Origin of the sequence: Pseudomonas sp., assembly GCF_030690725.1 — a bacterium.
Lineage (GTDB): Bacteria > Pseudomonadota > Gammaproteobacteria > Pseudomonadales > Pseudomonadaceae > Aquipseudomonas.
The window spans coordinates 56,426-81,599 of the sequence record NZ_JAUYGD010000019.1; the positions used below are offsets into that span (position 1 = coordinate 56,426).

The 25,174-nt window shown below is 62.2% G+C and carries 20 protein-coding genes and 1 riboswitch; of the genes, 10 read left to right on the forward strand and 10 right to left on the reverse strand.

Annotated features, from left to right (window positions below):
• Position 1 precedes the first annotated feature (1 nt).
• Positions 2-1,057 (reverse strand): erythrose-4-phosphate dehydrogenase, encoded by a 1,056-nt coding sequence (epd, locus tag Q8O69_RS04325; protein WP_305589861.1) that lies wholly within the window; start codon positions 1,055-1,057, stop codon positions 2-4.
• Positions 1,058-1,123: 66 nt separating this feature from the next.
• Positions 1,124-3,124 (reverse strand): transketolase, encoded by a 2,001-nt coding sequence (gene tkt, locus Q8O69_RS04330; RefSeq protein ID WP_305589863.1) that lies wholly within the window; start codon positions 3,122-3,124, stop codon positions 1,124-1,126.
• Positions 3,125-3,322: 198 nt separating this feature from the next.
• Between tkt and Q8O69_RS04335 the strand changes: the two genes are divergently transcribed.
• Both Q8O69_RS04335 and metK read left to right on the forward strand, forming a co-directional pair.
• Complete coding sequence (locus Q8O69_RS04335) at positions 3,323-4,354, forward strand: metalloregulator ArsR/SmtB family transcription factor (RefSeq protein ID WP_305589865.1); 1,032 nt, start codon at positions 3,323-3,325, stop codon at positions 4,352-4,354.
• A complete protein-coding gene (gene metK / locus Q8O69_RS04340) occupies positions 4,351-5,541 on the forward strand; it encodes a methionine adenosyltransferase (protein WP_304863825.1) in 1,191 nt (396 codons plus the stop codon). Before Q8O69_RS04335 ends, metK begins: the two co-directional genes overlap by 4 nt.
• Before the next feature lie 70 nt (positions 5,542-5,611).
• Here metK and Q8O69_RS04345 read toward each other — a convergent pair whose 3' ends face one another.
• Complete coding sequence (locus Q8O69_RS04345; protein ID WP_305589867.1) at positions 5,612-6,526, reverse strand: hypothetical protein; 915 nt, start codon at positions 6,524-6,526, stop codon at positions 5,612-5,614.
• Positions 6,527-6,608: 82 nt separating this feature from the next.
• Between Q8O69_RS04345 and ligB the strand changes: the two genes are divergently transcribed.
• Positions 6,609-8,288: an NAD-dependent DNA ligase LigB gene (gene ligB, locus Q8O69_RS04350; RefSeq protein WP_371136044.1), complete on the forward strand. Its 1,680-nt coding sequence runs from the start codon at positions 6,609-6,611 to the stop codon at positions 8,286-8,288.
• Between the two features lie 7 nt (positions 8,289-8,295).
• On the opposite strand, the gene Q8O69_RS04355 is transcribed toward ligB, so the two are convergent.
• Both Q8O69_RS04355 and Q8O69_RS04360 read right to left on the reverse strand, forming a co-directional pair.
• The gene (locus Q8O69_RS04355; protein ID WP_305589871.1) at positions 8,296-8,745 is read right to left on the reverse strand and encodes a cytochrome c; all 450 of its coding nucleotides are present in this window, start codon (positions 8,743-8,745) and stop codon (positions 8,296-8,298) included.
• Positions 8,746-8,868: 123 nt separating this feature from the next.
• On the reverse strand, positions 8,869-9,255 hold the full coding sequence (locus Q8O69_RS04360; RefSeq protein WP_305589873.1) for an MAPEG family protein: 387 nt from the start codon (positions 9,253-9,255) through the stop codon (positions 8,869-8,871).
• Between the two features lie 191 nt (positions 9,256-9,446).
• Positions 9,447-9,597, forward strand: a riboswitch (S-adenosyl-L-homocysteine riboswitch).
• 22 nt (positions 9,598-9,619) lie between these two features.
• On the opposite strand from Q8O69_RS04360, the gene ahcY reads away from it, so the two are divergent.
• The 5 genes from ahcY to Q8O69_RS04385 all read left to right on the forward strand — a co-directional run bounded on the left by ahcY (position 9,620) and on the right by Q8O69_RS04385 (position 16,481).
• Positions 9,620-11,014 (forward strand): adenosylhomocysteinase, encoded by a 1,395-nt coding sequence (ahcY, locus tag Q8O69_RS04365; protein WP_305589875.1) that lies wholly within the window; start codon positions 9,620-9,622, stop codon positions 11,012-11,014.
• A gap of 86 nt (positions 11,015-11,100) precedes the next feature.
• A complete protein-coding gene (metF, locus tag Q8O69_RS04370) occupies positions 11,101-11,946 on the forward strand; it encodes a methylenetetrahydrofolate reductase [NAD(P)H] (protein ID WP_305589877.1) in 846 nt (281 codons plus the stop codon).
• Between the two features lie 243 nt (positions 11,947-12,189).
• Entirely contained in the window at positions 12,190-13,563 is a 1,374-nt protein-coding gene (ppnN, locus tag Q8O69_RS04375) for a nucleotide 5'-monophosphate nucleosidase PpnN (protein WP_305589879.1), read from the forward strand.
• Positions 13,564-13,670: 107 nt separating this feature from the next.
• On the forward strand, positions 13,671-14,444 hold the full coding sequence (locus Q8O69_RS04380; RefSeq protein ID WP_305589881.1) for an ABC transporter substrate-binding protein: 774 nt from the start codon (positions 13,671-13,673) through the stop codon (positions 14,442-14,444).
• Between the two features lie 153 nt (positions 14,445-14,597).
• Positions 14,598-16,481 carry a DEAD/DEAH box helicase gene (locus tag Q8O69_RS04385; RefSeq protein ID WP_305589883.1) on the forward strand — a complete coding sequence of 628 codons (1,884 nt, stop codon included), beginning with the start codon at positions 14,598-14,600 and terminating at the stop codon, positions 16,479-16,481.
• Between the two features lie 108 nt (positions 16,482-16,589).
• Here Q8O69_RS04385 and Q8O69_RS04390 read toward each other — a convergent pair whose 3' ends face one another.
• Both Q8O69_RS04390 and Q8O69_RS04395 read right to left on the reverse strand, forming a co-directional pair.
• Positions 16,590-17,168, reverse strand: coding sequence for a YceI family protein (locus tag Q8O69_RS04390; RefSeq protein WP_305589884.1), 579 nt, complete (start codon positions 17,166-17,168; stop codon positions 16,590-16,592).
• Positions 17,169-17,228: 60 nt separating this feature from the next.
• Positions 17,229-17,774, reverse strand: a complete 546-nt coding sequence (locus Q8O69_RS04395; protein WP_305589886.1) for a cytochrome b — start codon at positions 17,772-17,774, stop codon at positions 17,229-17,231.
• Positions 17,775-18,076: 302 nt separating this feature from the next.
• Between Q8O69_RS04395 and Q8O69_RS04400 the strand changes: the two genes are divergently transcribed.
• The gene (locus Q8O69_RS04400; RefSeq protein WP_305589888.1) at positions 18,077-19,483 is read left to right on the forward strand and encodes an adenosylmethionine--8-amino-7-oxononanoate transaminase; all 1,407 of its coding nucleotides are present in this window, start codon (positions 18,077-18,079) and stop codon (positions 19,481-19,483) included.
• 154 nt (positions 19,484-19,637) lie between these two features.
• The gene (locus Q8O69_RS04405; RefSeq protein WP_305589890.1) at positions 19,638-20,357 is read left to right on the forward strand and encodes a 16S rRNA (uracil(1498)-N(3))-methyltransferase; all 720 of its coding nucleotides are present in this window, start codon (positions 19,638-19,640) and stop codon (positions 20,355-20,357) included.
• Positions 20,358-20,415: 58 nt separating this feature from the next.
• Here the strand turns inward: Q8O69_RS04405 and Q8O69_RS04410 are convergent, their stop codons facing one another.
• The 3 genes from Q8O69_RS04410 to Q8O69_RS04420 form a co-directional block, all read right to left on the reverse strand.
• The gene (locus Q8O69_RS04410; RefSeq protein WP_305589892.1) at positions 20,416-20,886 is read right to left on the reverse strand and encodes a chemotaxis protein CheW; all 471 of its coding nucleotides are present in this window, start codon (positions 20,884-20,886) and stop codon (positions 20,416-20,418) included.
• A 31-nt stretch (positions 20,887-20,917) separates the two neighbouring features.
• A complete protein-coding gene (locus Q8O69_RS04415) occupies positions 20,918-21,937 on the reverse strand; it encodes a chemotaxis protein CheB (RefSeq protein WP_305589894.1) in 1,020 nt (339 codons plus the stop codon).
• On the reverse strand, positions 21,930-25,174 hold a 3,245-nt coding region (locus Q8O69_RS04420; protein WP_305589896.1), incomplete at its 5' end, for a response regulator. The genes Q8O69_RS04420 and Q8O69_RS04415, both read right to left, overlap by 8 nt.

Sequence of the window (25,174 nt, forward strand, 5' to 3'; positions counted from 1 at the left end):
ATCAGTCCTTCACGGGGGCTGGAGTAGTCAGAGAGAGAAAGTGTTCAGCAACATCGAGCATACGGTTAGCAAAGCCCCACTCGTTGTCGAACCAAGCCAGCAGGTTGACCAGACGCGGGCCGGAGACGCGGGTCTGGCTGCCGTCGACAATCGCCGAATGCGGGTCGTGGTTGAAATCACAGCTGGCGTGGGGCAGTTCGGTGTAGGCCAGCAGGCCTTTCAGCGGGCCGCTCTCGGCCGCCTGACGCAACACCGCGTTGATCTCGGCCGCCGACGTATCGCGGGCAGTCTGCAAGGTGATATCCAGGCACGAGACATTTACAGTCGGCACACGAATAGCTTTGGCCTGGATACGCCCGCTTAGTTCCGGCAGCAGGCGCTCGATACCGCGGGCCAGACCGGTGGACACCGGAATTACAGACTGGAAGGCCGAGCGCGTACGGCGCAGGTCTTCGTGGTGGTAGGCATCGATCACCGGCTGATCGTTCATCGCCGAGTGGATGGTGGTGATCGACACGTACTCGATGCCCACCGTTTCATTCAGCAACTTGAGCAGCGGCACGCCGCAGTTGGTGGTGCAGGACGCGTTAGACACCAGCTGCTCGCGGCCGGTCAGGCAATCCTGATTAACCCCGTAGACCACCGTGGCGTCGATATCCGCCTCGCTGGCCATAGGTTGCGACAGCAGCATCCGCGGCGCGCCAGCATCGATAAAGCGCTGGGCATCGGCACGACTGGTGTATTGGCCAGAGCATTCGAGCAGCAGGTCGATATCCAGCGCGGCCCAATCGACGCCTTCCGGCGTGGCCTGGCGCAGCACTTTCACGCAGTCGCCATTGATATGCAGGCAATCGCCGTCGACTTTCACCTCGCCGGGAAAACGCCCGTGGGTGGAGTCGAAACGGGTCAGGTATTCGATGCTGGCCTGGTCGGCCAGGTCGTTCAGCGCGACGATTTCCAGCTGCGCCCCGGCGCCTCGCTCATGCAGCGCACGCAGCACGCAGCGGCCGATACGGCCATAACCGTTGAGGGCAATTCGATAGGGGCGCTTGGGCATGGTGGTCTCGATAGGGAACCGTAGGATGGGTGAGCCGCAACGCGGCATCACCCATCATTCGCCGGATCAGGCGTCCAGCAGCTCGGCGGCGGTTTCCAGGATGTTTTCGACGGTGAAGCCGAATTCCTCGAACAGCGCCGGCGCGGGGGCAGACTCACCGAAGGTGGTCATGCCGATGATGCGACCTTCCAGACCCACGTACTTGTACCAGTAGTCGGCATGCGAGGCTTCGATGGCGATCCGCGCACCGACTTGCACTGGCAACACGGCCTGCTTGTAGCCGGCGTCCTGCTGGTCGAACACGCTGGTGGACGGCATCGATACCACACGCACCTTGCGGCCTTGCTCGCTGAGTTTCTCGAACGCAGCGACGGCCAAACCGATTTCCGAACCGGTGGCGATCAGGATCAGTTCCGGCTCGCCAGCGCAGTCCTTCAATACATAACCACCACGGGCAACATCGGCCAGCTGCTGGGCGCTGCGCGACTGGTGCGGCAGATTCTGCCGGCTGAAGATCAGCGCGGATGGGCCGTCGTTACGCTCGATGGCGTATTTCCAGGCCACCGCCGATTCCACGGCGTCGCATGGGCGCCAGGTGTCGAGATTCGGCGTGCCACGCAGGCTGGCCAGCTGCTCGATTGGCTGGTGAGTCGGACCGTCTTCACCGAGACCGATGGAGTCGTGGGTGAACACGAACAGCACGCGCTGCTTCATCAGCGAGGCCATGCGCACGGCGTTGCGCGCGTATTCCATAAAGATCAGGAAGGTCGCGCCGTACGGCACGAAGCCGCCATGCAGAGCCACGCCGTTCATGATCGCGCTCATGCCGAACTCGCGCACGCCGTAGAACATATAGTTGCCGGACGCGTCGTCAGCCGACACGCCCTTGCAGCCTTTCCACAGGGTCAGGTTGGAGCCCGCGAGGTCCGCCGAGCCACCGAGGAATTCCGGCAGCAGTGGCCCGAAAGCGTTCAGTGCGTTCTGGCTGGCCTTGCGGCTGGCGATGGTTTCGCCCTTCTCAGCAACTTCCTGCACATAGGCAGCGGCTTTGGCGGCAAAATCGGCGGGCAGCTCACCAGCGACGCGGCGCTTAAACTCGCTGGCCAGCTCCGGATAAGCAGCGGCGTAGGCGGCGAAGCGTTGATCCCACTCGGCTTCGGCAGCGGCACCGGCTTGCTTGGCGTCCCACTCGGCGTAGATATCTGCGGGGATTTCGAACGGGCCGTGGTTCCAGCCCAAGGTCGCGCGGGTCAGAGCGATTTCATCATTGCCCAGCGGCGCGCCGTGGCACTCTTCCTTGCCCTGCTTGTTCGGCGAACCGAAGCCGATGGTGGTCTTGCAGCAGATCAGGGTCGGACGGTCGCTGGTTTTGCGCGCGGTTTCGATGGCGATCTTGATTTCGTCGGCGTCGTGGCCGTCGACATTGCGGATCACCTGCCAGCCGTAAGCTTCGAAGCGCGCCGGGGTGTCGTCGGTGAACCAGCCATGCACTTCGCCGTCGATGGAGATGCCGTTGTCATCGTAGAAGGCGACCAACTTGCCCAGGCCCAGGGTGCCGGCAAGCGAGCAAACTTCATGGCTGATGCCTTCCATCATGCAACCGTCGCCGAGGAAGGCGTAGGTGAAGTGGTCAACGATCTGGTGGCCGTCGCGGTTGAACTGCGCGCCCAGCACTTTCTCGGCGATGGCGAAGCCAACAGCGTTGGCGATGCCTTGGCCCAGCGGGCCGGTGGTGGTTTCCACGCCTGGGGTATAGCCGTATTCCGGGTGGCCCGGGGTGCGGCTGTGCAGCTGGCGGAAGTTTTTCAGGTCTTCGATGCCCAGGTCGTAACCGGTCAGGTGCAGCAGCGAGTAGATCAGCATTGAGCCGTGGCCGTTGGACAGCACAAAGCGGTCACGGTCAGCGAATTTCGGGTTGCTTGGATTGTGCTTGAGGAAATCACGCCACAGCACTTCGGCGATATCCGCCATACCCATCGGGGCACCGGGGTGGCCGCTGTTGGCTTTCTGCACGGCATCCATGCTCAGGGCACGAATGGCATTGGCTCGCTCACGACGGCTGGGCATCACTGAATCTCCTACGGGGCTGCTTGGGCAACTGGGGGTCGAAAAAGGCGGCCATTTTCGCCCAGCGGGGCCTGTCGGGGCAATGACAGATAGTCGCGCAGCCAATGTTTTCTGGCCTAAGCGCCAGCAAGGGCAATATCAAAACTTTTTGATATTGCCCTTGCTGGATAAAAAGTGACCGACTAGACTGCCCAGCCTATGAATATGCGCGCCTCCCATCTGGCCTTTGAGCCGGTCGACGCCCTCGCTGCCCTGTGCAAGGCCAGTGGTGATGCGCTGCGCCTGAACATTCTGCGCACCCTGGCCAACGACTCGTTCGGCGTACTGGAGCTGGCGCAGATCTTCGCCACCGGTCAATCCGGCATCAGTCACCACCTTAAAGTCCTGGCGCAAGCAGGCCTGGTAGCCACCCGCCGCGAAGGCAATGCGATCTTCTACCGCCGCGCCCTGGCTCAGGGTGAGCAACTGGGCAGTCGTCTGCATGCGGCGCTGCTGGAAGAGGTCGATCAGCTGTCGCTACCGGCCGAGGTGCAGGGACGGATTACCGAAGTGCATAGCCAGCGCGCGGCCGCCAGTCAGGAATTTTTCGCCCGCAGCGCGGCGAGCTTCCAGGCGCAGCAGGACCTGATCGCTGGCCTGCCGCAGTACCGCGACAGCGTGCTGGCCCTGCTCGATTCCCTGGGCTTTGCCCGTGACGCCAGCGCCGTGGAAATCGGCCCCGGTGACGGCGGCTTTCTCCCGGAATTGGCGCGGCGTTTCCAGCAGGTGCTGGCCCTCGACAACAGCGCGGCGATGCTTGAACTGGCCCGTCAACGTTGTACCGAGGAAGGCCTGGCCAATGTTCAGCTGCAACTGGCCGACGCCCTGCAGGACGACTACCCCGCCGCCGACTGCCTGGTGCTGAACATGGTGCTACACCACTTCGCCGCCCCGGCCGACGCGCTCAAGCAGCTGGCGCAGCGCGTGAAACCCGGCGGCAGCCTGCTGATCACCGAACTGTGCAGCCACAACCAGAGCTGGGCCCGCGAGGCCTGCGGCGACCTCTGGCTGGGCTTCGAACAGGACGACCTGGCGCGCTGGGCTATAGCCGCCGGCCTCAACACCTGCGAAAGCCTCTATGTGGGCCTGCGCAACGGCTTCCAGATTCAGGTGCGGCACTTTGCCAAACCGCCACTCACTCATGGCCCACGGGCTGCAATTACCGGTAACCAACAGGAACCCGCACGATGAGCGAATACTCCCTCTTTACCTCCGAGTCCGTCTCCGAAGGCCATCCCGACAAAATCGCCGACCAGATTTCCGACGCGGTGCTGGACGCCATCATCGCCCAGGACAAACACGCCCGCGTGGCCGTGGAAACCCTGGTCAAGACCGGCGTGGCCATCGTTGCCGGTGAAGTCACCACCAGCGCCTGGGTCGACCTGGAGCAGATCGTTCGCGACGTGATCTGCAACATCGGCTACACCAACTCCGACGTCGGCTTCGACGGTGCCACCTGCGGCGTGCTGAATATCATTGGCAAGCAGTCCCCGGACATCAACCAGGGCGTTGACCGCGCCAAGCCGGAAGACCAGGGCGCCGGCGACCAGGGCCTGATGTTCGGCTATGCCAGCAACGAAACCGACGTGCTGATGCCCGCACCGATCTGCTTCAGCCACCGCCTGGTCGAGCGCCAAGCCGAAGCGCGCAAGTCCGGCCTGCTGCCATGGCTGCGCCCGGATGCGAAATCCCAGGTCACCTGCCAATACGAAAACGGCAAGGTAGTCGGCATCGACGCGGTGGTGCTGTCCACTCAGCACAACCCGGAAGTGTCGCTGAGCGATCTGCGTGAAGGCGTGATGGAGCTGATCATCAAGCACGCCCTGCCAGCCGAGTTGCTGCACAAAGGCACCCAGTTCCATATCAACCCAACCGGTAACTTCGTGATCGGCGGCCCAGTGGGCGACTGCGGCCTGACCGGGCGCAAGATCATCGTCGACAGCTACGGCGGCATGGCCCGTCATGGCGGCGGCGCGTTCTCCGGCAAGGACCCATCCAAGGTTGACCGTTCGGCGGCCTACGCCGGTCGTTACGTAGCGAAGAACATCGTTGCCGCCGGCCTCGCTGAGCGCTGCGAAATTCAGGTGTCCTACGCCATCGGTGTGGCCCAACCGACCTCGATCTCGATCAACACCTTCGGCACCAACAAGGTGGCGGACGACCTGATCATCAAGCTGGTGCGCGAGGTGTTCGACCTGCGCCCCTACGCCATCACCAAGATGCTTGATCTGCTGCACCCGATGTACCAGGAAACCGCGGCCTACGGCCACTTCGGCCGCACGCCGAAGCAGAAGACGGTCGGCGACGACAGCTTCAGCACCTTCACCTGGGAAAAGACCGACAAGGTCGCCGACCTGCGCGCCGCCGCCGGCCTGTAAGCCCAAATCGGCTGAATAGAAAACCCGCTACGGCGGGTTTTTTATTGCGCTCAACAGGCGACCCGCCGCACTAGGGCATCGGCGTAAACCAATAGGCAGGCTTGTCGAACGGATGGTTCGAGGAAAGATGGGGGTTGGCAATCCTCAATGTGCGCCGACGATCCAGGCCGAGCTGCTCGATGGTGGCGGCATATTCTTCGGTAAACAGCCGATCCAGGGTGCCATCGGCAATCAGCGCCAGCATGCCCTCCTCGACACGCTGCGCGCGCAGCCGCCCCTCGTCGGTACGGGCAAACCAGAAGTACACCGGCAACGGGTAATACAGCAGCAACTCGCGCTCGATAGCCATCTGCGGGTATTGCGTGCGCCAATGCGCCAGCTCGCCACTCACCTCACTGACGCCTCGGCCGAAGGCATCGAAACGCCGCAGCATCAGCATATGGAACAGGCCCTCATAGCTGCTGCCGGTGACCACCGGTAAACCAGCAGCCCGGTACACCGCGACATCAGACCACTCACGCTGCTGACCAAAGCGCAGCTGGCGTAATTGCTCCAACGACTGCACACCGGCAAAGCGTGGCTGATCTTCGGCCTGAATCAGGAACACCCGGTAACCGAGCAAGCCCTTGTCGACCGGAATCTTTACCGGCAGCAGCGCCTCTTCCAGGCTCTGCGTGGCATCCAGCACCAGGGTATTGAGGCCAACCTGCGGGCGCTGCATCTCGACCACCTGCAACTTCTCGCTCATGGGCTGGCCGGGTTCAAGCCGATAATCGCCGTACTTGCTGCGCGTCACCTCCAGCGCCGCACGCAATACGCGCCAGTGATAGTCATAGCGCTGGTCACCCGCCGTTTCCGGCGCGTTGTGCACAAAACGCCACTGCGGCGCCACATCATCAGCCGCACGCACCACGCCAAAAGGCGCAAAGCCCATAGCACACAGGCACACACACACCCGACTAAACCGCTGCAAACCCATTGGCATAACGACAACCACCCCCAAACACGCGCTAAAGCGGACCCGACAAGCATAGCTGCTACGCTGGGTAAACCGCTCCCGAGCAAGGATGCTCAGCATGAAAGCCGCCCTCGCGCTGTTATTCACCGCCTTAACCTTCGACACCTGGGCCGCACCCTGCCCGGACTGGCCGGGGCAACGCGCCGAGCTGGAAATCGCCGCCCTGAGCCAGCAACTGGCGGCCTGGGACGACGCCTACCATCGCCAGGGCCAATCACTGGTAGCCGACGAGCTCTATGACCAAGCCAGCGCCAACCTGCAGCGCTGGCTTGCCTGCTTCCCTGAAATCAAAGTTGCCACGACTAACCCGCTCAGCACCAGCAACGGCAGCCATCAACACCCTACCGCGCATACCGGCCTGCGCAAACTGGCCGATAGTCACGCGGCAGGTGCCTGGATCGCCAGCCGCGAAGACCTGTGGATTCAGCCCAAGGTCGATGGCGTTGCCGTCAGCCTGGTCTATCACGATGGCCAGCTGCAGCAGCTGATCAGCCGTGGCGATGGTCGCACGGGACAAGACTGGAGCATCCACGCCCGCCACCTGCCGGCCATTCCCGTGCAACTGCCCAAGCCGCTCAACCTGGTGCTGCAGGGCGAACTGTACTGGCGTCTGCCGGGGCATATCCAGCACAAGGCTGGCGGCCTCGGTGCGCGTAGCAAGGTCGCCGGGCTGATGAGCAGGCAGACGCTAACCGCCGAGGAAGCCGCCACCATCGGCTTGTTTGTATGGGATTGGCCCGACGGCCCGGCCTTGATGCCGCAGCGCTTGCAACAGCTGGCGGAGCTGGGTTTTGCCGACAGCCGGCAGTTCAGCCAACCAATCCGCAACCTGGAACAGGCCGCCCACTGGCGCGAGCGTTGGTACAACAGCGCCCTGCCCTTCGCCACCGATGGCGTGGTGCTGCGCCAGGGGCAACGCCCGGCGGCCGCGCGCTGGCAAGCCGAACCGCCGCACTGGGCGGCGGCCTGGAAATACCCGGTCAGCCAGGCTTTGGCGGTGGTGCAAGCGGTGGACTTTCGCATCGGCCGCAGCGGGCGCATCACCCCGGTGCTGCGCGTACAACCGGTCAAGCTGGATGATCGACGCATCGAATATGTCAGCGCCGGCTCGCTGCAACGCTGGCAGGCGCTGGACATCCGCCCCGGTGATCAAGTGGTGATCCGCCTGTCGGGGCTGACCATCCCCGCGCTGGACAGCGTGCTCTGGCGCACCCAGCAACGCGCCGCACTGCAAGTGCCTGACCCTGCGGCCTATCACCCACTGAGCTGCTGGCGCGCCACCCCGGCCTGCGCCAGCCAGTTCCGCGCACGCCTGGCCTGGCTTAGCAGTAAACAGGGCCTGGCGTTGCCGGGCGTAGGCCCCGGCACCTGGGAAAAACTGTTGCATGCGCAACAACTCGACAGCCTGCTCGACTGGTTGCACCTCTCAGCTGAACAACTCAAGAGTATTCCAGGCCTGGGCCCACGCAGCGCCAGCGCCCTGCAACAGAGTTTCGATCTGGCCCGCGAACGCCCCATGCAGGACTGGCTACGCGCCCTCGGCCTGCCAGGCAATGGCAATCTGGCGCTGGACGCCGACTGGGACAGCCTGGCGCAACGCAGCGTAGCCGACTGGCAACGCCAACCTGGCATCGGCCCGCGCGCAGCGCAGTTGCAGGCCTTCTTTCAACACCCGGAAGTGCAAGCCCTGCGCGCGCAACTGCGCGCAGCGCAGATAGCGGGATTCTGAGCAAGCATCAGAAGGCGCGAAACTCTTCATGACAGGCCTTGCAGCTGTCTTCGACACGCTGCATCGGCGCGGTTAGCGCCTCAGGCTTTAACGGCTGTGCGGCCGTGGCAGCCACCAGCGCCGCGGTGCTGGCTTCCATGGCCTGGGCCAGTTCCTGAAAACGCGCCTGGCGCTGCCAGACATCATCCTTGGCACGGCTTTCATCACCGTCGTCGCGCACCTGCGGGAAGTGCTGCCAGGGCGTGCGGGTCAGCTGATCGAGCTTGGCGGCGCCCTCAACAAATGCCTGCTCCTTGAACGCCAACCGCCCGCGCAGCATGCCGCCGAGGTCTTCGCTGACCTTGAGCATCTGCTTGAAAATGCTCTGGCGCTGGCCTTGCGGCGAATTGGGGTCAACACCGCCGCAGCCACTTACAGCCAGCGCCAGTACAACCAGGGACAAGGTTTTAAGCTTCATAACACCTTCAATGCCAACAGCCGGGTGGATAACGGGCGACAGTATCGCCACCCGTCCGTCACCGGCCAAGCGTGGTGTTTTGCCGCAGATGTCAGAAGCCGCGCGGACGCTGAAGCGCAGAGGTTAAGCGGAGACGACAAACAGGCTGACGATCAGCGCCATACCGGCAAACCACACCAGCGAACGGATCGGCCCCCAGTCGGCCAGGTAGCAGAGGAAATACAGCACCCGGCTGAGCACGAAGGCCATCGCCAACTGATCCAGCAGCCCCTGCTCGGCGCCGCCGGCCTGGTGGGCGATAACTACCGCTGCGGCGAATGCCGGCGTCACCTCAAAGCCGTTGAGCTGGGCGTTGTTGGCACGTTTGCGCCAGCCCTCCAGGCCAGAGAGAAACGCGCGCGGGTCCTGATTGGCACGCGGTCCGTAGCCTGGGCCAAGGAACTTGGCAGTGGCGGTACTCAAGTAAGGCAGGAAGATAGCGATCAGCACGCACCAGTAGGCGAGGGTCATACAGGCTCCAGAGGCGAGGACAGTGAGGCTTGCAGCCTGCCTCAGGTGCACCTCCAAGGCCATGGCTGAACTGGCCAGAAGGCACGGCGCAACAGCCAATTCGCCCGACAGAAAGCCTTGGGCTTATGCGCCAGGCTGGCTATACTTCGCCAGCTTCACGCAGCCGGCACAGCTCCGGTTGCTCCCGCCACCTGTCCGAGGGGCGCTGCAGCATGCGGTAAGTTTGTTTTGAATCCCCAAGCCTCGCATTCCAGCAATGCAATCAGGCGGATTCAAATCAAACTTCCGCCTGTCAGGCTCGGATGGGGCGTTAACCATACGCATCAACGGCGCCCATTCGCAGACAACGAATGGAGAGCTTTTTATGAGCGCCGCTTTTAACGATTTCAAAGTCGCCGACATTTCCCTGGCTGCCTGGGGCCGTCGCGAAACCATCATCGCCGAATCCGAAATGCCAGCTCTGATGGGCCTGCGCCGCAAATACGCCGGTGAGCAGCCGCTGAAAGGCGCGAAGATCATCGGCTGCATCCACATGACCATCCAGACTGCCGTGCTGATCGAAACCCTGACTGCACTGGGCGCCGAAGTACGCTGGTCGTCGTGCAACATCTTCTCGACTCAGGACCAGGCCGCTGCCGCCATCGCCGCAGCCGGTATCCCGGTATTCGCCTGGAAGGGCGAGACCGAAGAAGAGTACGAGTGGTGCATCGAGCAAACCATCCTGAAAGATGGCCAGCCGTGGGATGCCAACATGATCCTCGACGACGGCGGCGACCTGACCGAGATCCTGCACAAAAAATACCCACAGATGCTTGAGCGCATCCACGGCGTCACCGAAGAGACCACCACCGGCGTGCACCGCCTGCTGGACATGCTGGCCAAGGGCGAGTTGAAGATCCCGGCGATCAACGTCAATGACTCGGTGACCAAGAGCAAGAACGACAACAAATATGGCTGCCGCCACAGCCTGAACGACGCCATCAAGCGCGGCACCGACCACCTGCTGTCCGGCAAGCAAGCGCTGGTGATCGGTTACGGTGACGTGGGCAAGGGCTCGGCACAATCGCTGCGTCAGGAAGGCATGATCGTGCGCGTGACCGAAGTGGACCCGATCTGCGCCATGCAGGCCTGCATGGATGGCTATGAAGTGGTTTCGCCATTCGTCGACGGCATCAACGACGGCACCGCCGCCAGCATCGACACCGCCCTGCTGGGCAAGATCGACCTGCTGGTGACCACCACCGGCAACGTCAACGTCTGCGACGCCAACATGCTCAAGGCCCTGAAAAAGCGCGCAGTGGTCTGCAACATCGGTCACTTCGACAACGAAATCGACACCGCTTTCATGCGCAAGAACTGGGCGTGGGAAGAAGTGAAGCCACAGGTGCACAAGATCCATCGCACCGGTGCCGGCAGCTTCGACCCGCACAACGATGACTACCTGATCCTGCTGGCCGAAGGCCGTCTGGTTAACCTGGGCAACGCCACTGGCCACCCAAGCCGGATCATGGACGGCTCGTTCGCCAACCAGGTGCTGGCGCAGATCTTCCTGTTCGGCCAGAAGTACGCCGACCTGCCTGCCGCGCAGAAAGCCGAGCGCCTGACCGTGGAAGTGCTGCCGAAGAAGCTCGACGAAGAAGTGGCCCTGGAAATGGTCAAAGGCTTCGGCGGCGTGGTCACCCAGCTGACCAAGACCCAGGCCGACTATATCGGCGTGACCGTCGAAGGCCCGTTCAAGCCGCACGCTTACCGCTATTGATGCGTAGGGTGGGTTGGCCGTGCGGCCGACCCATCGAGAACCCTGGTGGGTTGGCCTGCGGCTAACCCACCCTACGGAATGTCCTTATGTCTCAAGAACGCCGTTACAGCTTCGAGTTCTTCCCCACCAAGACCGACGCCGGGCACGAAAAACTGATGAATGTGGCGCGCCAACTGGCAACCTACAAACCCGATTTCTTCTCCTGCACCTACGGTGCCGGTGGCTCCACCCGCGACCGCACGCTGAACACCGTGCTGCAACTCGATGGCGAGATCAAGGTACCGGCCGCGCCGCACCTGTCCTGCGTCGGTGACAGCAAGGCCGAGCTGCGCGAGCTGCTGACCCTGTACAAGAATGCCGGGATCAAGCGCATTGTCGCCCTGCGCGGCGATCTGCCTTCCGGTATGGGCATGGCCAGCGGCGAACTGCGTTACGCCAACGAGCTGGTCAGCTTTATCCGCGAAGAAACTGGCGACCATTTCCATATCGAAGTCGCTGCCTACCCGGAAATGCACCCGCAGGCACGCAACTTCGAAGACGATATCGCCAACTTCGTGCGCAAGGCCAAAGCCGGCGCGGACAGTGCGATCACTCAGTACTTCTTCAACGCCGACTGCTACTTCTACTTCGTCGAGCGTGTGCGCAAACTGGGTGTGGATATTCCGGTGGTGCCGGGCATCATGCCGATCACCAACTACAGCAAGCTGGCGCGCTTCTCCGATGCCTGCGGTGCGGAAATCCCGCGCTGGGTGCGCAAGCAACTGGAAGCCTACGGTGACGACACCGACAGCATCCAGGCGTATGGCGAGCAGGTCATCACTGAAATGTGCGAGCGCCTGCTGCAAGGCGGCGCGCCGGGTTTGCACTTCTACAGCATGAACCAGGCCGAGCCGAGCCTGGCGATCTGGAACAACCTCAAGCTGCCACGCTAACGCTTCACGGCAGCCACCTCGGCACCCGCGTCCTGCGGGCGCCGATGGTTTTCCCGGCCATGTGCTATGGCCCACCTGGCCAGACACTGCAGCCTTTTCACCACTCGCCCGGCAAACCACGGTAGCCTTTTGCAACGCACTACCGGGTCAACCCATAGTCCAAAGTACTCAGTCACGACCATACTTTCAGCAAGCGTCTAGCCATGTAGGGCTTACGCGGTATCACAATCATGGAGCGCCGCAATGGCCGCACGAAAAAAGACCAACGCCTCAGTCACCCCCAAAGGCAGCCTGGAAACCCTTTCACAACGTGAAGTGCAGCAGCTGCGCGAAACCGGTTCCGGCAGCGTCTATGCGCTGTTCCGCCAGTGCGCCCTGGCGATCCTCAACACCGGCTCGCACAGCGACAACGCCAAGACCATTCTGGAAGCCTACCCAGACTTCGAGATCCGCATCCTGCAGCAGGATCGCGGCATTCGCCTGGAGCTGTTCAACGCCCCGGCCGACGCCTTCGTCGATGGCGAAATGATCGCCAGCACCCGCGAGATGCTGTTCAGCGCCCTGCGCGACATCGTCTACACCCAGAGCGAGCTGGAGAACAAGCGGGTCGACTTCGGCAGCTCCCAGGGCATCACCGATTACGTTTTCCACCTGCTACGCAACGCACACACCCTGCGCGCCGGCGTCGAGCCAAAGATCGTGGTGTGCTGGGGCGGCCACTCGATCAGCACCGAAGAATACAAATACACCAAGAAAGTCGGCCACGAGCTGGGCCTGCGCGGCCTGGACATCTGTACCGGCTGCGGCCCTGGCGTGATGAAGGGCCCGATGAAAGGCGCGACCATTTCCCATGCCAAACAGCGCAACGTGCATGGCCGCTACCTGGGTCTGACCGAGCCGGGGATCATCGCCGCCGAAGCGCCCAACCCGATCGTTAATGAGCTGGTGATCCTGCCGGATATCGAGAAGCGCCTGGAGGCCTTCGTCCGTGTCGGCCACGGCATCATCATCTTCCCCGGCGGCGCCGGCACGGCTGAGGAGCTGCTGTATTTCCTCGGCATCCTGATGCACCCGGACAACCAGAACATCCCCTTCCCGCTGATCATGACCGGGCCACGCAGCGCCGCCGCGTACCTCGAGCAGCTGCATGAGTTTATCGGCGCGACCCTGGGTGCAGCGGCGCAGCAGCGCTACAGCATCATCATCAACGACCCCGAGCAGGTCGCCCGGGAGATGGCTGAAGGGATCAAGGCGGTCAAACAGTTCCGCCGTGAACATAACGACGCCTTCCACTTCAACTGGCTGCTGAAGATCGACGAAAGTTTCCAGCACCCGTTCGAGCCAACCCACGCCAATATGGCCAGCCTCAAGCTGACCCGCGAACAGCCGGTGCATGAGCTGGCTGCCAACCTGCGTCGAGCGTTTTCCGGGATTGTCGCAGGCAACGTCAAGGACAAGGGCATCCGCCTGATCGAGCAATACGGCCCTTACGAGATCACCGGCGACCGCGACATCATGCTGCAGCTCGATCAGTTGCTGCAGGCCTTCGTCGATCAGCATCGGATGAAACTGCCGGGCAACAGCGCCTATGTACCCTGCTACAAACTGACCAGCTAAACCGGTTATAGGGCAGAAATTCTACTGGCCATATGCGGCCGACCTGCGCAGATAGCAGCTACATTGAGACTGGGTATTTGCAATGAAGTCTGCGAGGTCACCGCACCATGGTCAGGTTGTACGCACTGCTGTTCCTGTTGTCCTGCTCCTTCAACTGTTACGCCCAACCCCTGAAAGTCTGCACAAATGAATGGCCACCCTACACCCTCCTCGAAGACGGCCAAGTGCGCGGTATTGATGCGGATCTACTGCATCTGGTACTGACCAATCTGAATATCAGTTACGACATTACGCTGGAGCCGTGGCGACGCTGTTTACACAAAATGAGCGACGGCAAACTAGATATTCTGCTGGATGCGTTCTACAGCGACGAACGCGCCAAAGGCATGATTTTCCCTAATGAAGCCATGGCCGACAGCGCAATGGTGCTGTTCCACGCACGCGCTCGCCCTCACCTGATCAACTCAGTGGACGATCTTGCCGGCTTACGGGTTGGCACAGAACCCGGCTACGCCTACAGCAACCAAGCCTTCGCCCAGGGCACCCACTTTGTTCGTGAAGATGCTCCAACGCTGGATGCCAACATCGGCAAACTCTTACTGGGGCGCATTGATCTGGTGATTACTGACCGGGCTGTCGGCCTTTACACCGCCAAAACCATGGGTGCCGAAGATGCCATCGCCTATAGCCCGCAACCGCTGTACAGCGACCGGGTATATGCCGCGTTCAGCAAACGACCTGCCGTGGCCGCACTGGTGCCGCGCTTCGAGAATGAACTGCGGCGCCTTAAAAGCAGCCCCGAGTACGCGGCAATACTGCGCCGTTATCACCAAGAAGTACCGGCCCAGACCGCCGAGCAGACCGACGCTCGCGCTAACTAGCGGCTCTGTTATACTCGGCCCTTCCCGCCAGGCTTGCGCCCGGATGCTAGCCCCCAGAGGCCAGTAGTACCGGACGGGATTACGCCCCCCAAGCGTGATTCAAGCCAGGCAATACACCCCATAGGGCTGCGCCCTCACTAGACAGGATTACACATGTCCTTTGCCTCCCTCGGTCTCTCCGAGGCTTTAGTCCGTGCGGTCGAATCCGCCGGCTACACCCAACCCACTCCGGTGCAACAGCGGGCCATCCCCGCCGCGTTGCAAGGTCGCGACCTGATGGTGGCGGCCCAGACGGGTACAGGTAAGACAGGCGGTTTTGCCCTGCCGATCCTCGAGCGACTGTTCCCCAACGGTCACCCGGATCGCGAACAGCGTCACGGCCCGAAACAACCGCGCGTCCTGGTATTGACCCCGACCCGCGAACTGGCCGCCCAGGTGCATGACAGCTTCAAGCTGTATGCCCGCGATTTGAAATTCGTCAGCGCCTGCATATTCGGCGGCGTTGGCATGAACCCGCAGGTGCAGGCCCTGGCCAAGGGCGTCGATGTACTGGTGGCCTGCCCCGGCCGCCTGCTCGACCTGGCCAACCAGCGCGCCATCGACCTGTCGCATGTAGAAATCCTCGTCCTCGACGAAGCCGACCGCATGCTCGACATGGGTTTTATCCATGACGTGAAGAAGGTCCTCGCCAAGCTGCCGGCGAAACGGCAGAACCTGCTGTTCTCGGCGACCTTCTCGAAAGACATCACCGATCTCGCCGGCAAGTTACTGCACAACCCAGAGCGCATCGAAGTCACGCCGCCGAACACCACGGTCGAGCGTATCGAACAGCGGGTATTCCGCGTTCAGGCCAGCCACAAACGCGCCCTGCTCGCCCACCTGATCACCGCCGGCGCCTGGGAACAGGTACTGGTCTTCACCCGCACCAAGCACGGCGCCAACCGCCTGGCCGAATACCTCGACAAGCACAACCTGCCAGCGGTGGCGATCCACGGCAACAAGAGCCAGAACGCCCGTACCAAAGCCCTGGCTGACTTCAAGGCCGGCAATGTGCGCATTCTGGTGGCCACCGATATCGCCGCCCGCGGTCTGGATATCGATCAGCTGCCACACGTGGTCAACTTCGAGTTACCGAACATCGAAGAAGATTACGTACACCGCATCGGCCGTACCGGCCGTGCTGGCCGCAGCGGTGAGGCAATCTCCCTGGTTGCACCGGATGAAGAGAAGTTGCTCAAGGGCATTGAGCGCATGACCAAGCAGAAGATCGGCGACGGTGACCTGCTCGGTTTTGATGCAAGCACGGTTGAAGCCGAACGCCCGGAAGTACGTGAGCCGCAGAAACCACGTCAACCGCGCGGCGCCAAACCAGAAGGCGAACGCCATGGCGGCGGGCGCAAGGACAAAGGCAAGGACAGCGGCAAGGAACACAGCCGCGCAGCCAAGCCTCAGGGCGGCCGCAGCCAACAGCCGCGCAACTCGTCCTCGGGACGCGCTGCCGCGCCGGCCGTGCCCGCACTCCCTCCGGACCGCGCGCCGGATGAGTTCCGCGACGATGAAATCGATAATTTCGGCAACCGTGCCGACTATGTAAGCCCGAACCAGAACAAGCAGCAGAACCGTGGCCGTCGGCCCGGTACGCCTGCAGCGCCAAGCGGTCCGAGCGCCAGCAATGGCGTCGGTCTGGGTGCTCGTCCAGCCAAGCCGCCACGCAGTAATGGCGGCGGTGCAAATGCTGGCGCTGGCGCACAAGGTCGCCGTCAGGGCTCAGGCTCTGGTGGCCAGGGCGGTCAGGGCCGTAATGGTTCCGGCCGTGCACGTCCGCCGCGTGATACCCGCACCACATCGCTGAACCGCGATGAGCTGCCACGCCAGGAAGCGGCGGTGAAAAGCCCACGCGACAAGCAACCAGTGATCGTGCACAAGGGCTCACGCCTGGACCGCTTCCCGACACCGGAGCAGCTTGACGAACTGGCGAGCGCACGTCCGCGCGGCGAAAAACCGGCCCTGCTGACGCGCAACCGCGAAGAGTCATAGTCAGCTAGCCGCACACAAAAACGCCGCCCATTGGGCGGCGTTTTTGTTGGTGCAGCATTCGCTCAGCGATGGGTTACGTCGCGGTGCGACTCACCCATCCAGGCGGGATTACTTGCGTACGCCTTCAACCGAGATGATCAGCTCGACGCTTTCCGAGGCTGGGCCCAGGTCTTTGCTGATGCCGAAGTCTTTCAGCTTCAGCGTGGTGCTGCCCTCGAAGCCGGCACGGTAGCCGCCCCATGGGTCCTTGCCTTCACCGATAAACTTGGCGGCAATCACCACCGGCTTGGTCACGCCATTGAGGGTCAGGTCGCCGGTGATATCGGCAGTGCCTTCACCAGTGGATTTGACCGAAGTAGACGCGAAGGTCGCCGTTGGGTGCTTACTGACGTTGAGGAAGTCATCGCTGCGGATGTGCTTGTCGCGCTCGGCATGGTTGGTGTCGACGCTGGTGGTGTTCAGCGTCACGTTGACCTTGCTGTCCTGCGGCTTGGCGGCGTCGAAGCTGAAGCTGCCGTCAAAGTCCTTGAACGTACCGTACAGCCAGCTGTAGCCCAGGTGGCTGATCTTGAAATTGACGAAGGCGTGCTGGCCTTGCTTGTCGATGGCGTAATCGGCGGCCATCGCCTGACCAGCGCCGATCAGTGCGCCACCAAGTGCCAGGGCTACGAGGGTTTTCTTCAACATGGGCATGCTCCTTGTGAGTGTGGGATGGGGCCCATTCAGCCCCGGAAACAGCAAACGGAACTAGCGACCGAACATCCGCGTAAGCGTACGGTCGCGATCAATAAAGTGGTGTTTCAGTGCAGCCAGGGCATGCACACCGGCAAAGATCACCAGCGCCCACGCCAGGTACTCATGCACCAGCCCGGCAACGTCTTCCTGATCAGGAATGCTGGTCAGGCTGGCCGGTACTTCAAACAAGCCGAATACCGGGATGCCGCGACCGTCTGCCGTAGAGATCAGGTAGCCGGAAATCATCAGCACAAACAGCCCCAGATAGAGAAAGCTGTGGCCCAGCTTGCTGGCCATACGCGTCATCCGCCCATGGTTAGGCAGACTCGCCGGGGGCGGACTGAACCAGCGCCACAGCACCCGCCCCAGCATCACGGCAAACAGCACCAGGCCGATGCTCTTGTGCAGGTCCGGTGCCGTCTGACGCCAGCTGCTGTAGTAATCCAGCCCGACCATCCAGTAACCCAGGCCAAACAGGCCAAACACGGCCAGCGCCACCAGCCAGTGCATCAGGATGCTGACCAAGCCGTAGTGAGAAGAGCTATTGCGCCATTGCATTGCAAACTTTCCAAAGGAAGGACTAGGACCGCGAGTGGAGCAAGACTAGCAACAAACCTATCGACTAAAAGCGGAAATTTTCGCTTTGAAATATCGAGAAATACGATGCGTTATCCGATCCTTTAACTCAGCCGAGTTAGTCTAGCGGCACTCGGCAAAGTTCAGCAGGCCGGCTACAAACGGCAGAATAGAGGGGATCAGCGGGAAGCCTGGGTCATCAAGCGCAGTTGTGCCGTCCATCCTCCACAGTGCTTCTGATAGGCTTGGCGCAGATGATTGCGAGCCGAGGAAGAAGTAGAGCGATGAGCCTGAACGACCAGTGGATGCAGCGTGACCTGAAAGTGCTCTGGCACCCCTGTACGCAAATGAAGGACCACGAACAGCTGCCGCTGGTGCCGATCAAGCGCGGCGAAGGTGTTTGGCTTGAGGACTTCGACGGCAAGCGCTACCTCGACGCGGTCAGCTCCTGGTGGGTCAACGTATTCGGCCACGCCAACCCACGGATCAATCAGCGCATCAAGGATCAGGTCGACCAGCTGGAACACGTGATCCTCGCCGGCTTCAGCCATCAGCCGGTGATCGAATTGTCCGAGCGCCTGGTCAAGATGACCCCGGCAGGTCTGGACCGGGTGTTTTACGCCGACAACGGCTCATCCTGCATCGAAGTCGCGCTGAAGATGAGCTTTCACTACTGGCTCAACGTCGGCCAACCGGCAAAGAAGCGCTTCGTCACGCTCTCCAATAGTTACCACGGCGAAACCATCGCGGCGATGTCGGTGGGCGATGTGGCGCTGTTTACCGATACCTACAAGGCGTTGCTGCTCGACACCATCAAGGTGCCCAGCCCGGATTGTTACCACCGCCCCGACGGCATCAGTTGGGAAGAACATTCGCGCAACATGTTCCTGGCCATGGAACAGACCCTGGCCGAGCATGGCCATGAAGTCGCGGCGGTGATCGTCGAGCCGCTGATCCAGGGCGCCGGCGGCATGCGCATGTATCACCCGATCTACCTCAAGCTACTGCGCGAAGCCTGCGACCGCTACGGCGTACACCTGATCCATGACGAGATCGCCGTGGGCTTCGGCCGCACCGGGACGATGTTCGCCTGCGAACAGGCCGGCATTCGTCCGGATTTCCTCTGCCTATCGAAAGCGCTGACTGGCGGCTATCTACCGCTGGCCGCCTGCCTGACCACCAACGAGGTGTACCAGGCGTTCTACGACGACTACTCGACCCTGCGCGCCTTCCTCCACTCGCACAGCTACACCGGCAATCCGCTGGCCTGCGCCGCCGCCCTGGCGACCCTGGATATCTTCGAGCAGGACAATGTGATTGAAGCCAACCAGGCCCTTGCCGCGCGAATGGCCAGCGCCACCGCGCATCTGGCCGACCATCCGCATGTCGCCGAAGTACGCCAGACCGGCATGGCCCTAGCCATCGAGATGGTGCAGGACAAAGCCAGCAAAACCGCCTACCCCTGGCAGGAGCGTCGCGGCCTCAAGGTGTTCCAGCACGCCCTGGAGCGCGGTGCGCTGCTGCGGCCACTGGGCAGCGTGGTGTATTTCCTGCCGCCTTACGTAATCACCCCCGAGCAGATCGACTTCCTTGCCGAAGTGGCCAGTGAAGGCATCGACATCGCCACCCGCACCTCGGTCAGCGTGGCGCAAGGCAATGCCAACTACCCCGGCTTTCGCGATCCGGGCTAGAAGTAGGGTGGATCGGGGCGCGTAGCTGAGGCTTCACCCATCCATCATTGCGATATTGCGGTGGATGAAAAGAGCGTCATCCACCCTACGGATATCAATGCGCACGGCTCAGCCTAAGGCTAAAATTCGCGCCTTTACTCTAGGTTCACCTCTTATGCGCCTATCCCGTTTCTTTATCGATGCCCCCCTCTCCCTCGGCCAGCACGAGCTGCCAGAAGCCCAGGCCCACTATATCGGCCGCGTGTTGCGGCATGCCGTGGGCGATGCGCTGCAATTGTTCGATGGCAGCGGTCAGGAATACCGCGGCGAGCTGATCGAAGTGGGCAAGAAAAGCGTGCGTGTCGAGTTGCGTGAAGCCTTTGCTGGCCAGGCCGAGTCACCGCTGCATATCCATCTGGGTCAGGGCCTGTCGCGTGGCGAACGGATGGATTGGGCGATTCAGAAGGCCACCGAGCTGGGCGCCAATGAAATCAGCCTGATCGTCAGTGAGCGCTGTGAAGTGCGCCTCAAGGATAAACGCGCCGACAAGCGCATGGCGCACTGGCGGCAGGTGGCGATCAGCGCCTGCGAGCAATGCGGCCGTTCGGTGCTGCCGATCATTCATCCGCCCATCAGCTTGAATGACTGGTTAGGGCAGATAACCGCCGAACTCAAGTTGGTGCTGCACCCGGTCGCTGAGCCCTGGGCCAGTCACCTGCAGCCTAAGTCGTTAGCCTTTCTGATCGGCCCGGAGGGAGGTCTAAACGAGAGCGAAGTTGCCCTGGCCAAGACCCAGGGCTTCCACGCCGCCCGCCTCGGCCCGCGCGTGCTGCGCACGGAGACCGCACCGGTAGTGGCGCTAAGCGTGGCGCAGCAGTTGTGGGGCGATTTCTAAGGTCTACTTCAGCATCATAAAAAAGCCCGCAAACGCGGGCTTTTTCGTACAGAGGCGGTCAGATCAATCCAGCATCGGCCAGCTTCTGTTCCAAGCCAATCAGGTCCGGAATCTTCAGCACCGCCTCGCCAAACTGCACCGCATCCAGCTCCAGCGGCGACAGGGTGACATCGGCGCGCACCAGTTCGGCACCGACCTTGATCGAGCGCGGAATGCCCTGCACCAGCACGGCAATAAACTTCACCGCCGGACGGCCGCCGAGGGCGTTGATCACCGCCACCCGCGAGCCGGGGCTGACGTTGACCTGACCATCCGATGCGGCTTCGAACGACAGCAGCGGCAGGCGCAGATCGCGCCAGGCAATCTGCCCGAGGAACCAGCTGGGCATGCCTTCGCTGACCTGCGGCGCGCGGTAGGGGATCAGCTCGGCAACCGCGACGTTGGGCAGCAGCAGAGTACGGTCAGTCAGCGGCATCAACAGGCCGGTAAGGCTGTTGGCGCTGTTCTGCGTGGCGACGGCTTGGCTCATGGATATTTCCTGTACAGGGCACGGCCCCGGATTATCGGCACTGCTCGGCCAGGTGATTGACCAGGGCTTCGGCCAGCTCGCGCGGGTCGCCGCTGAAGCTGCTGTAGCCGGCTTCACGCAGGCTATCCGGCATGCTTGGGCAAGCGCAGCTGTCCGCGCGCTGCGTCCAGATCACGCTGCCCTGGCGACGCACATAGGCGGCTGCGGCGCTGCCATCGCTGCCCATGCCGCTGAAGGCGATTACACCGCTGAGCGCACCAAAATGCTGGGCCAGATTAAGCATCATCTGATCAATCGACGGGCTGTAGGGTTCTGGCCAGCCGCGCTCGGCAATCTGCATCTGGCCGTCATCGCTGAAGCCCAACTCATAACTGATCGGCACCACCACCACTTCACCGCAACGCACCGCGTCGCCATGGCGCGCCGGGTTGACATGCCACTGACTGTGGCGTCCCACCGCTTGCGGCAGCGCGCTCTCAAAACTCGCATCGATATGCTGGGCATAGACAAAGCCAACCGGCAGACCGCCCGGCAAGGCATCGAGAAAGGCTTTTACTGCAGCCGGGCCGCCCAGTGAGGCCGCCAGCAACCACACCTGGCGCGCCGGTTCGCCGGCTACCAGAGGGGTATCGGCCAGCGCGGCCGGCAGGTCCAGACGCGATGGACGCTGCGCTTCAGCCAGCAAGGCTTCCAGGCTCGGGCCAACTGCTTGCGAGGGGTCGCCGACCAGCTTCTTCAGCTTGCCGAACAGCCGACGCTCCCAGCGCGGGTAGTTCTCCGAATGGCGCTCAGGCGCGTGGCCTTCACCAAACAGCACCGGAGCCGAGGCGCTTTCCATCAGGCTGTCGACCAGCGGCAAGTCTTCCGACTGGGCCAGATCAACCAGCCACAGGTCGGTTTCGCAGGCGTTCAGGGTTTCCTGATCGAGGCGCGCCGGGTCGCTGTTCATCACCACTTGATAGCCGCTGCCGGTCAACGCCTGCTGCAGCACATGACGCTGCAGCGAGGTATCGGCAATCACCGCGATGCGGGCTGCAGTTTTCTCACTCATTGCGGTTTACCGGGTGGCGGCCCACCAGTTGCTGAATGGTTTCAAGCAACAAGGACTCCTGGTAAGGCTTACCAAGGTACTCGTTGACACCGATGCTCATGGCCCGCTCACGGTGTTTTTCACCGGTACGCGAGGTGATCATGATAATCGGCAGGTCTTTCAGGCCTTCATCGTGGCGCACCAGGGTTGCCACTTCGAAGCCGTCCATGCGTGGCATTTCGATGTCCAGCAGCATGATGTCGGGCTTGCGTTCCTGCAGCTGCGAGATGGCATCGACACCGTCCTTGGCGGTCAGTACGTTCATGCCGTTACGCTCGAGCAGACGACTGGTGACCTTGCGCACGGTGACCGAATCGTCGACCACCATGACCAGGGTCGGCCGATCCGCTTCGATCTCCGCCGCCGTTGCCGACTGCTTGAGCAGACGCGGCGTCAGCTGGGTAAGCAAATGCGCGTGCAGCACACGAATGGTTGCCAGCAGATCGAGAATGACCACCACGCGACCGTCACCGAGGATGGTTGCACCGGAAATCCCGTGTACACCGGCGAACTGCGGGCCGAGGCTCTTCACCACGATTTCCCGCGAACCAGCCAGGGAGTCAACCTGCACAGCTACGGCGTGCTCTTTGGAGCGCACCAGAATCACCGGCAGCGGCAGGCTCTGACCAACCAGCTTGGGCTGCTGGCCGTTGTTCAGCAGGTCGCCCAGGTAACGCAGTTCATAGCTCTGCCCGGCGTACTCGAAGCGCGGCGCATCCGGCGCGTAGTAGGCTTCCAGCTCGTACGGGGAAACCCGCACGATACCTTCGATGGTGTTCAGCGGAATGGCGTAGAGGTCTTCGCCGGACAGCACCATCAGCGCGCGGTTGACCGACACGGTGAACGGCAGGCGAATAGTAAAGGTGGTGCCAGTACCGGGGATCGACTCGATGCTCATCGAGCCGCCGAGCTGTTTGACCTCGGAGTGGACCACGTCCATGCCCACACCACGCCCGGAAATCTGCGTAACCTTCTCGGCGGTGGAGAAACCGGCCTCGAGAATAAACTGCAGCACTTCGTAGTCGGTGAGGTCGGAGTCGGCGTCCATCAAGCCGCGCTCGATGGCTTTGCGCCGCACCGCTTCCAGACGAATACCGCCGCCGTCATCGGCCAGGGTCAGGACGATATCGCCGCCCTCACGGCCCAGCGCCAGGCGAATGGTGCCCTGCTCCGGCTTGCCGGCAGCACGGCGCACATCGGCGGCTTCGATGCCGTGGTCGACGGCGTTGCGCAGCATGTGTTCCAGCGGCGCGACGATACGTTCGAGTACGGTACGGTCCATCTCGCCATCGGCGTTACCGACGACGAACTCAACCTGCTTGCCCAGCTCACCGGAAATCTGCCGCACGATACGCCGCAGACGCGGTACCAGACGGTCGAAAGGCACCATGCGCGTACGCATCAGGCCTTCCTGCAATTCGGAGTTGACCCGCGCCTGTTGCAGCAACAGGGTTTCCGCATCGCGGTTACGCGCGGCCAGGGTTTCTTTCAGGTCGAGCAAGTCGGAAGCGGACTCGAACAGTGCACGCGACAGCTGTTGCAGCTGTGAGTGACGGTCCATTTCCAGCGGGTCGAAATCCTCATAGCCCATACGCTCGGCTTCAGCCTCAATACGGCTGAGGATCTGCGCCTGGGTTTCAGTATCGAGGCGGCGCAACTGATCACGCACGCGGTCGATGGTGGCTTCCATCTCACTCAGGGTGAAACCGAAGTCACTCACCTGTTGCTCGACCCGACCCCGGAAAATCGAGGTTTCACCGGCCAGGTTGACCAAGCCTTCAAGCAACTCGGCCGGCACCTTGACCAGCTCCTGCGGCGCACGCCGCGAGGCCGCTTCCTGCGCAGCTTCTTCAGCGCGGCGCACGAACGGCAGCACCTTGGCCACCAGTTCCTGCGCTGGCATGGCACTGGCTGCAACAATCGGTGCGCTCAATTCCGGCAGACGCGCGGCTTGTTCGGCAACTGGCGCAGGCGCTTGCTGGCTCGCCGTATCGGCCACCAGGCTGTCATTCAGACGCTGACGCAGCGCGTCCAGCTCCTGCTGCAAGCCTTCAAAGCCGGACTGCACATCAACAAACAGGCTCTGCGGCCACGGCGCACCCTGAGCTTGCGCTTCGGTCAGGTGCTGTTCGAGGCTGTGGGTCAGGTCGCCCAGGCGCTTCTGCCCTGCCAGACGTGCACCACCCTTGAGGGTGTGCAGGATGCGCAGCATATCGTCGATGGCGGCGCCATCTTCACGGTCAGCCTCCCAACGGCCGATGGCGACTTCCATGGCTTCCAGCAGGTCATCACCTTCCTCAAGGAAGATGTCGAGGATGTCCGATTCGGCATCGTCATCCTGCTGGGCGTCGGCAGCCTTGAGGGCAACCGCAGACGGCATGCTCAGTTGTTCATCCGGGTTGGCGCGAAACCGCTTGATGGTTTCGATCAGCGCCTCACCACTCGGTACGCCGCGCTTGCCACGTACCGCTTCGAGCATCTCGGCCAGGCTGTCGTGACAGGCCTGGAGCAGCGTGAAGAGGTCCTGGCTGGCGCGCAAACGGCCTTGGCCAAGACCTTCGTAGAGGAATTCCAGCTCGTGGGCCAGGTCACCGATTTCACGGATCTCGGCCATGCGGGCACCACCCTTGAGGGTGTGCAGATCGCGCTGCAGCGACTCCAGCTCCAGGCTGTTGTTGACGTCGCCCATCCAGCGTTGCAACGCTGCACCAGCGCTGTCGATGATGTCGAAACCTTCCTCAAGGAAGATTTCCACCAGCTCAGGATCACGCTCGTCATCAAATACGGCAGGCGCAGCTACAGCGACCGGCGCTGGAACTGGCTCGGGCTCGGGCTCGGGCTCGGGCGCAATATCAGGGATGGCAGCAAATTCGGCTTCGCTTTCAGTAGCAGACTCGACCAGTGGTTGCTCGTCGAACTCCACAGCAGGTAGCTCGAACGCTTCGATCTCCAGAGCCTCAGTTGCCAATGGCTCCTGCGGCGCATCCGCCAGGATGCCAAAGTCGATCTCTTCTATCTCTGGCAGCTCAGCAGACTCGGGCTCTGCCAGATCGAACGACTCGATCATCGGCAAGGCTTCGGCTTCGGCTTCGGCTTCGGCTTCGGCTTCGGCTTCGGCTTCGGCTTCGGCTTCGGCTTCGGCTTCGGCTTCGGCTTCGGCTTCGGCTTCGGCTTCGGCTTCGGCAGCAGGCTCGGGGA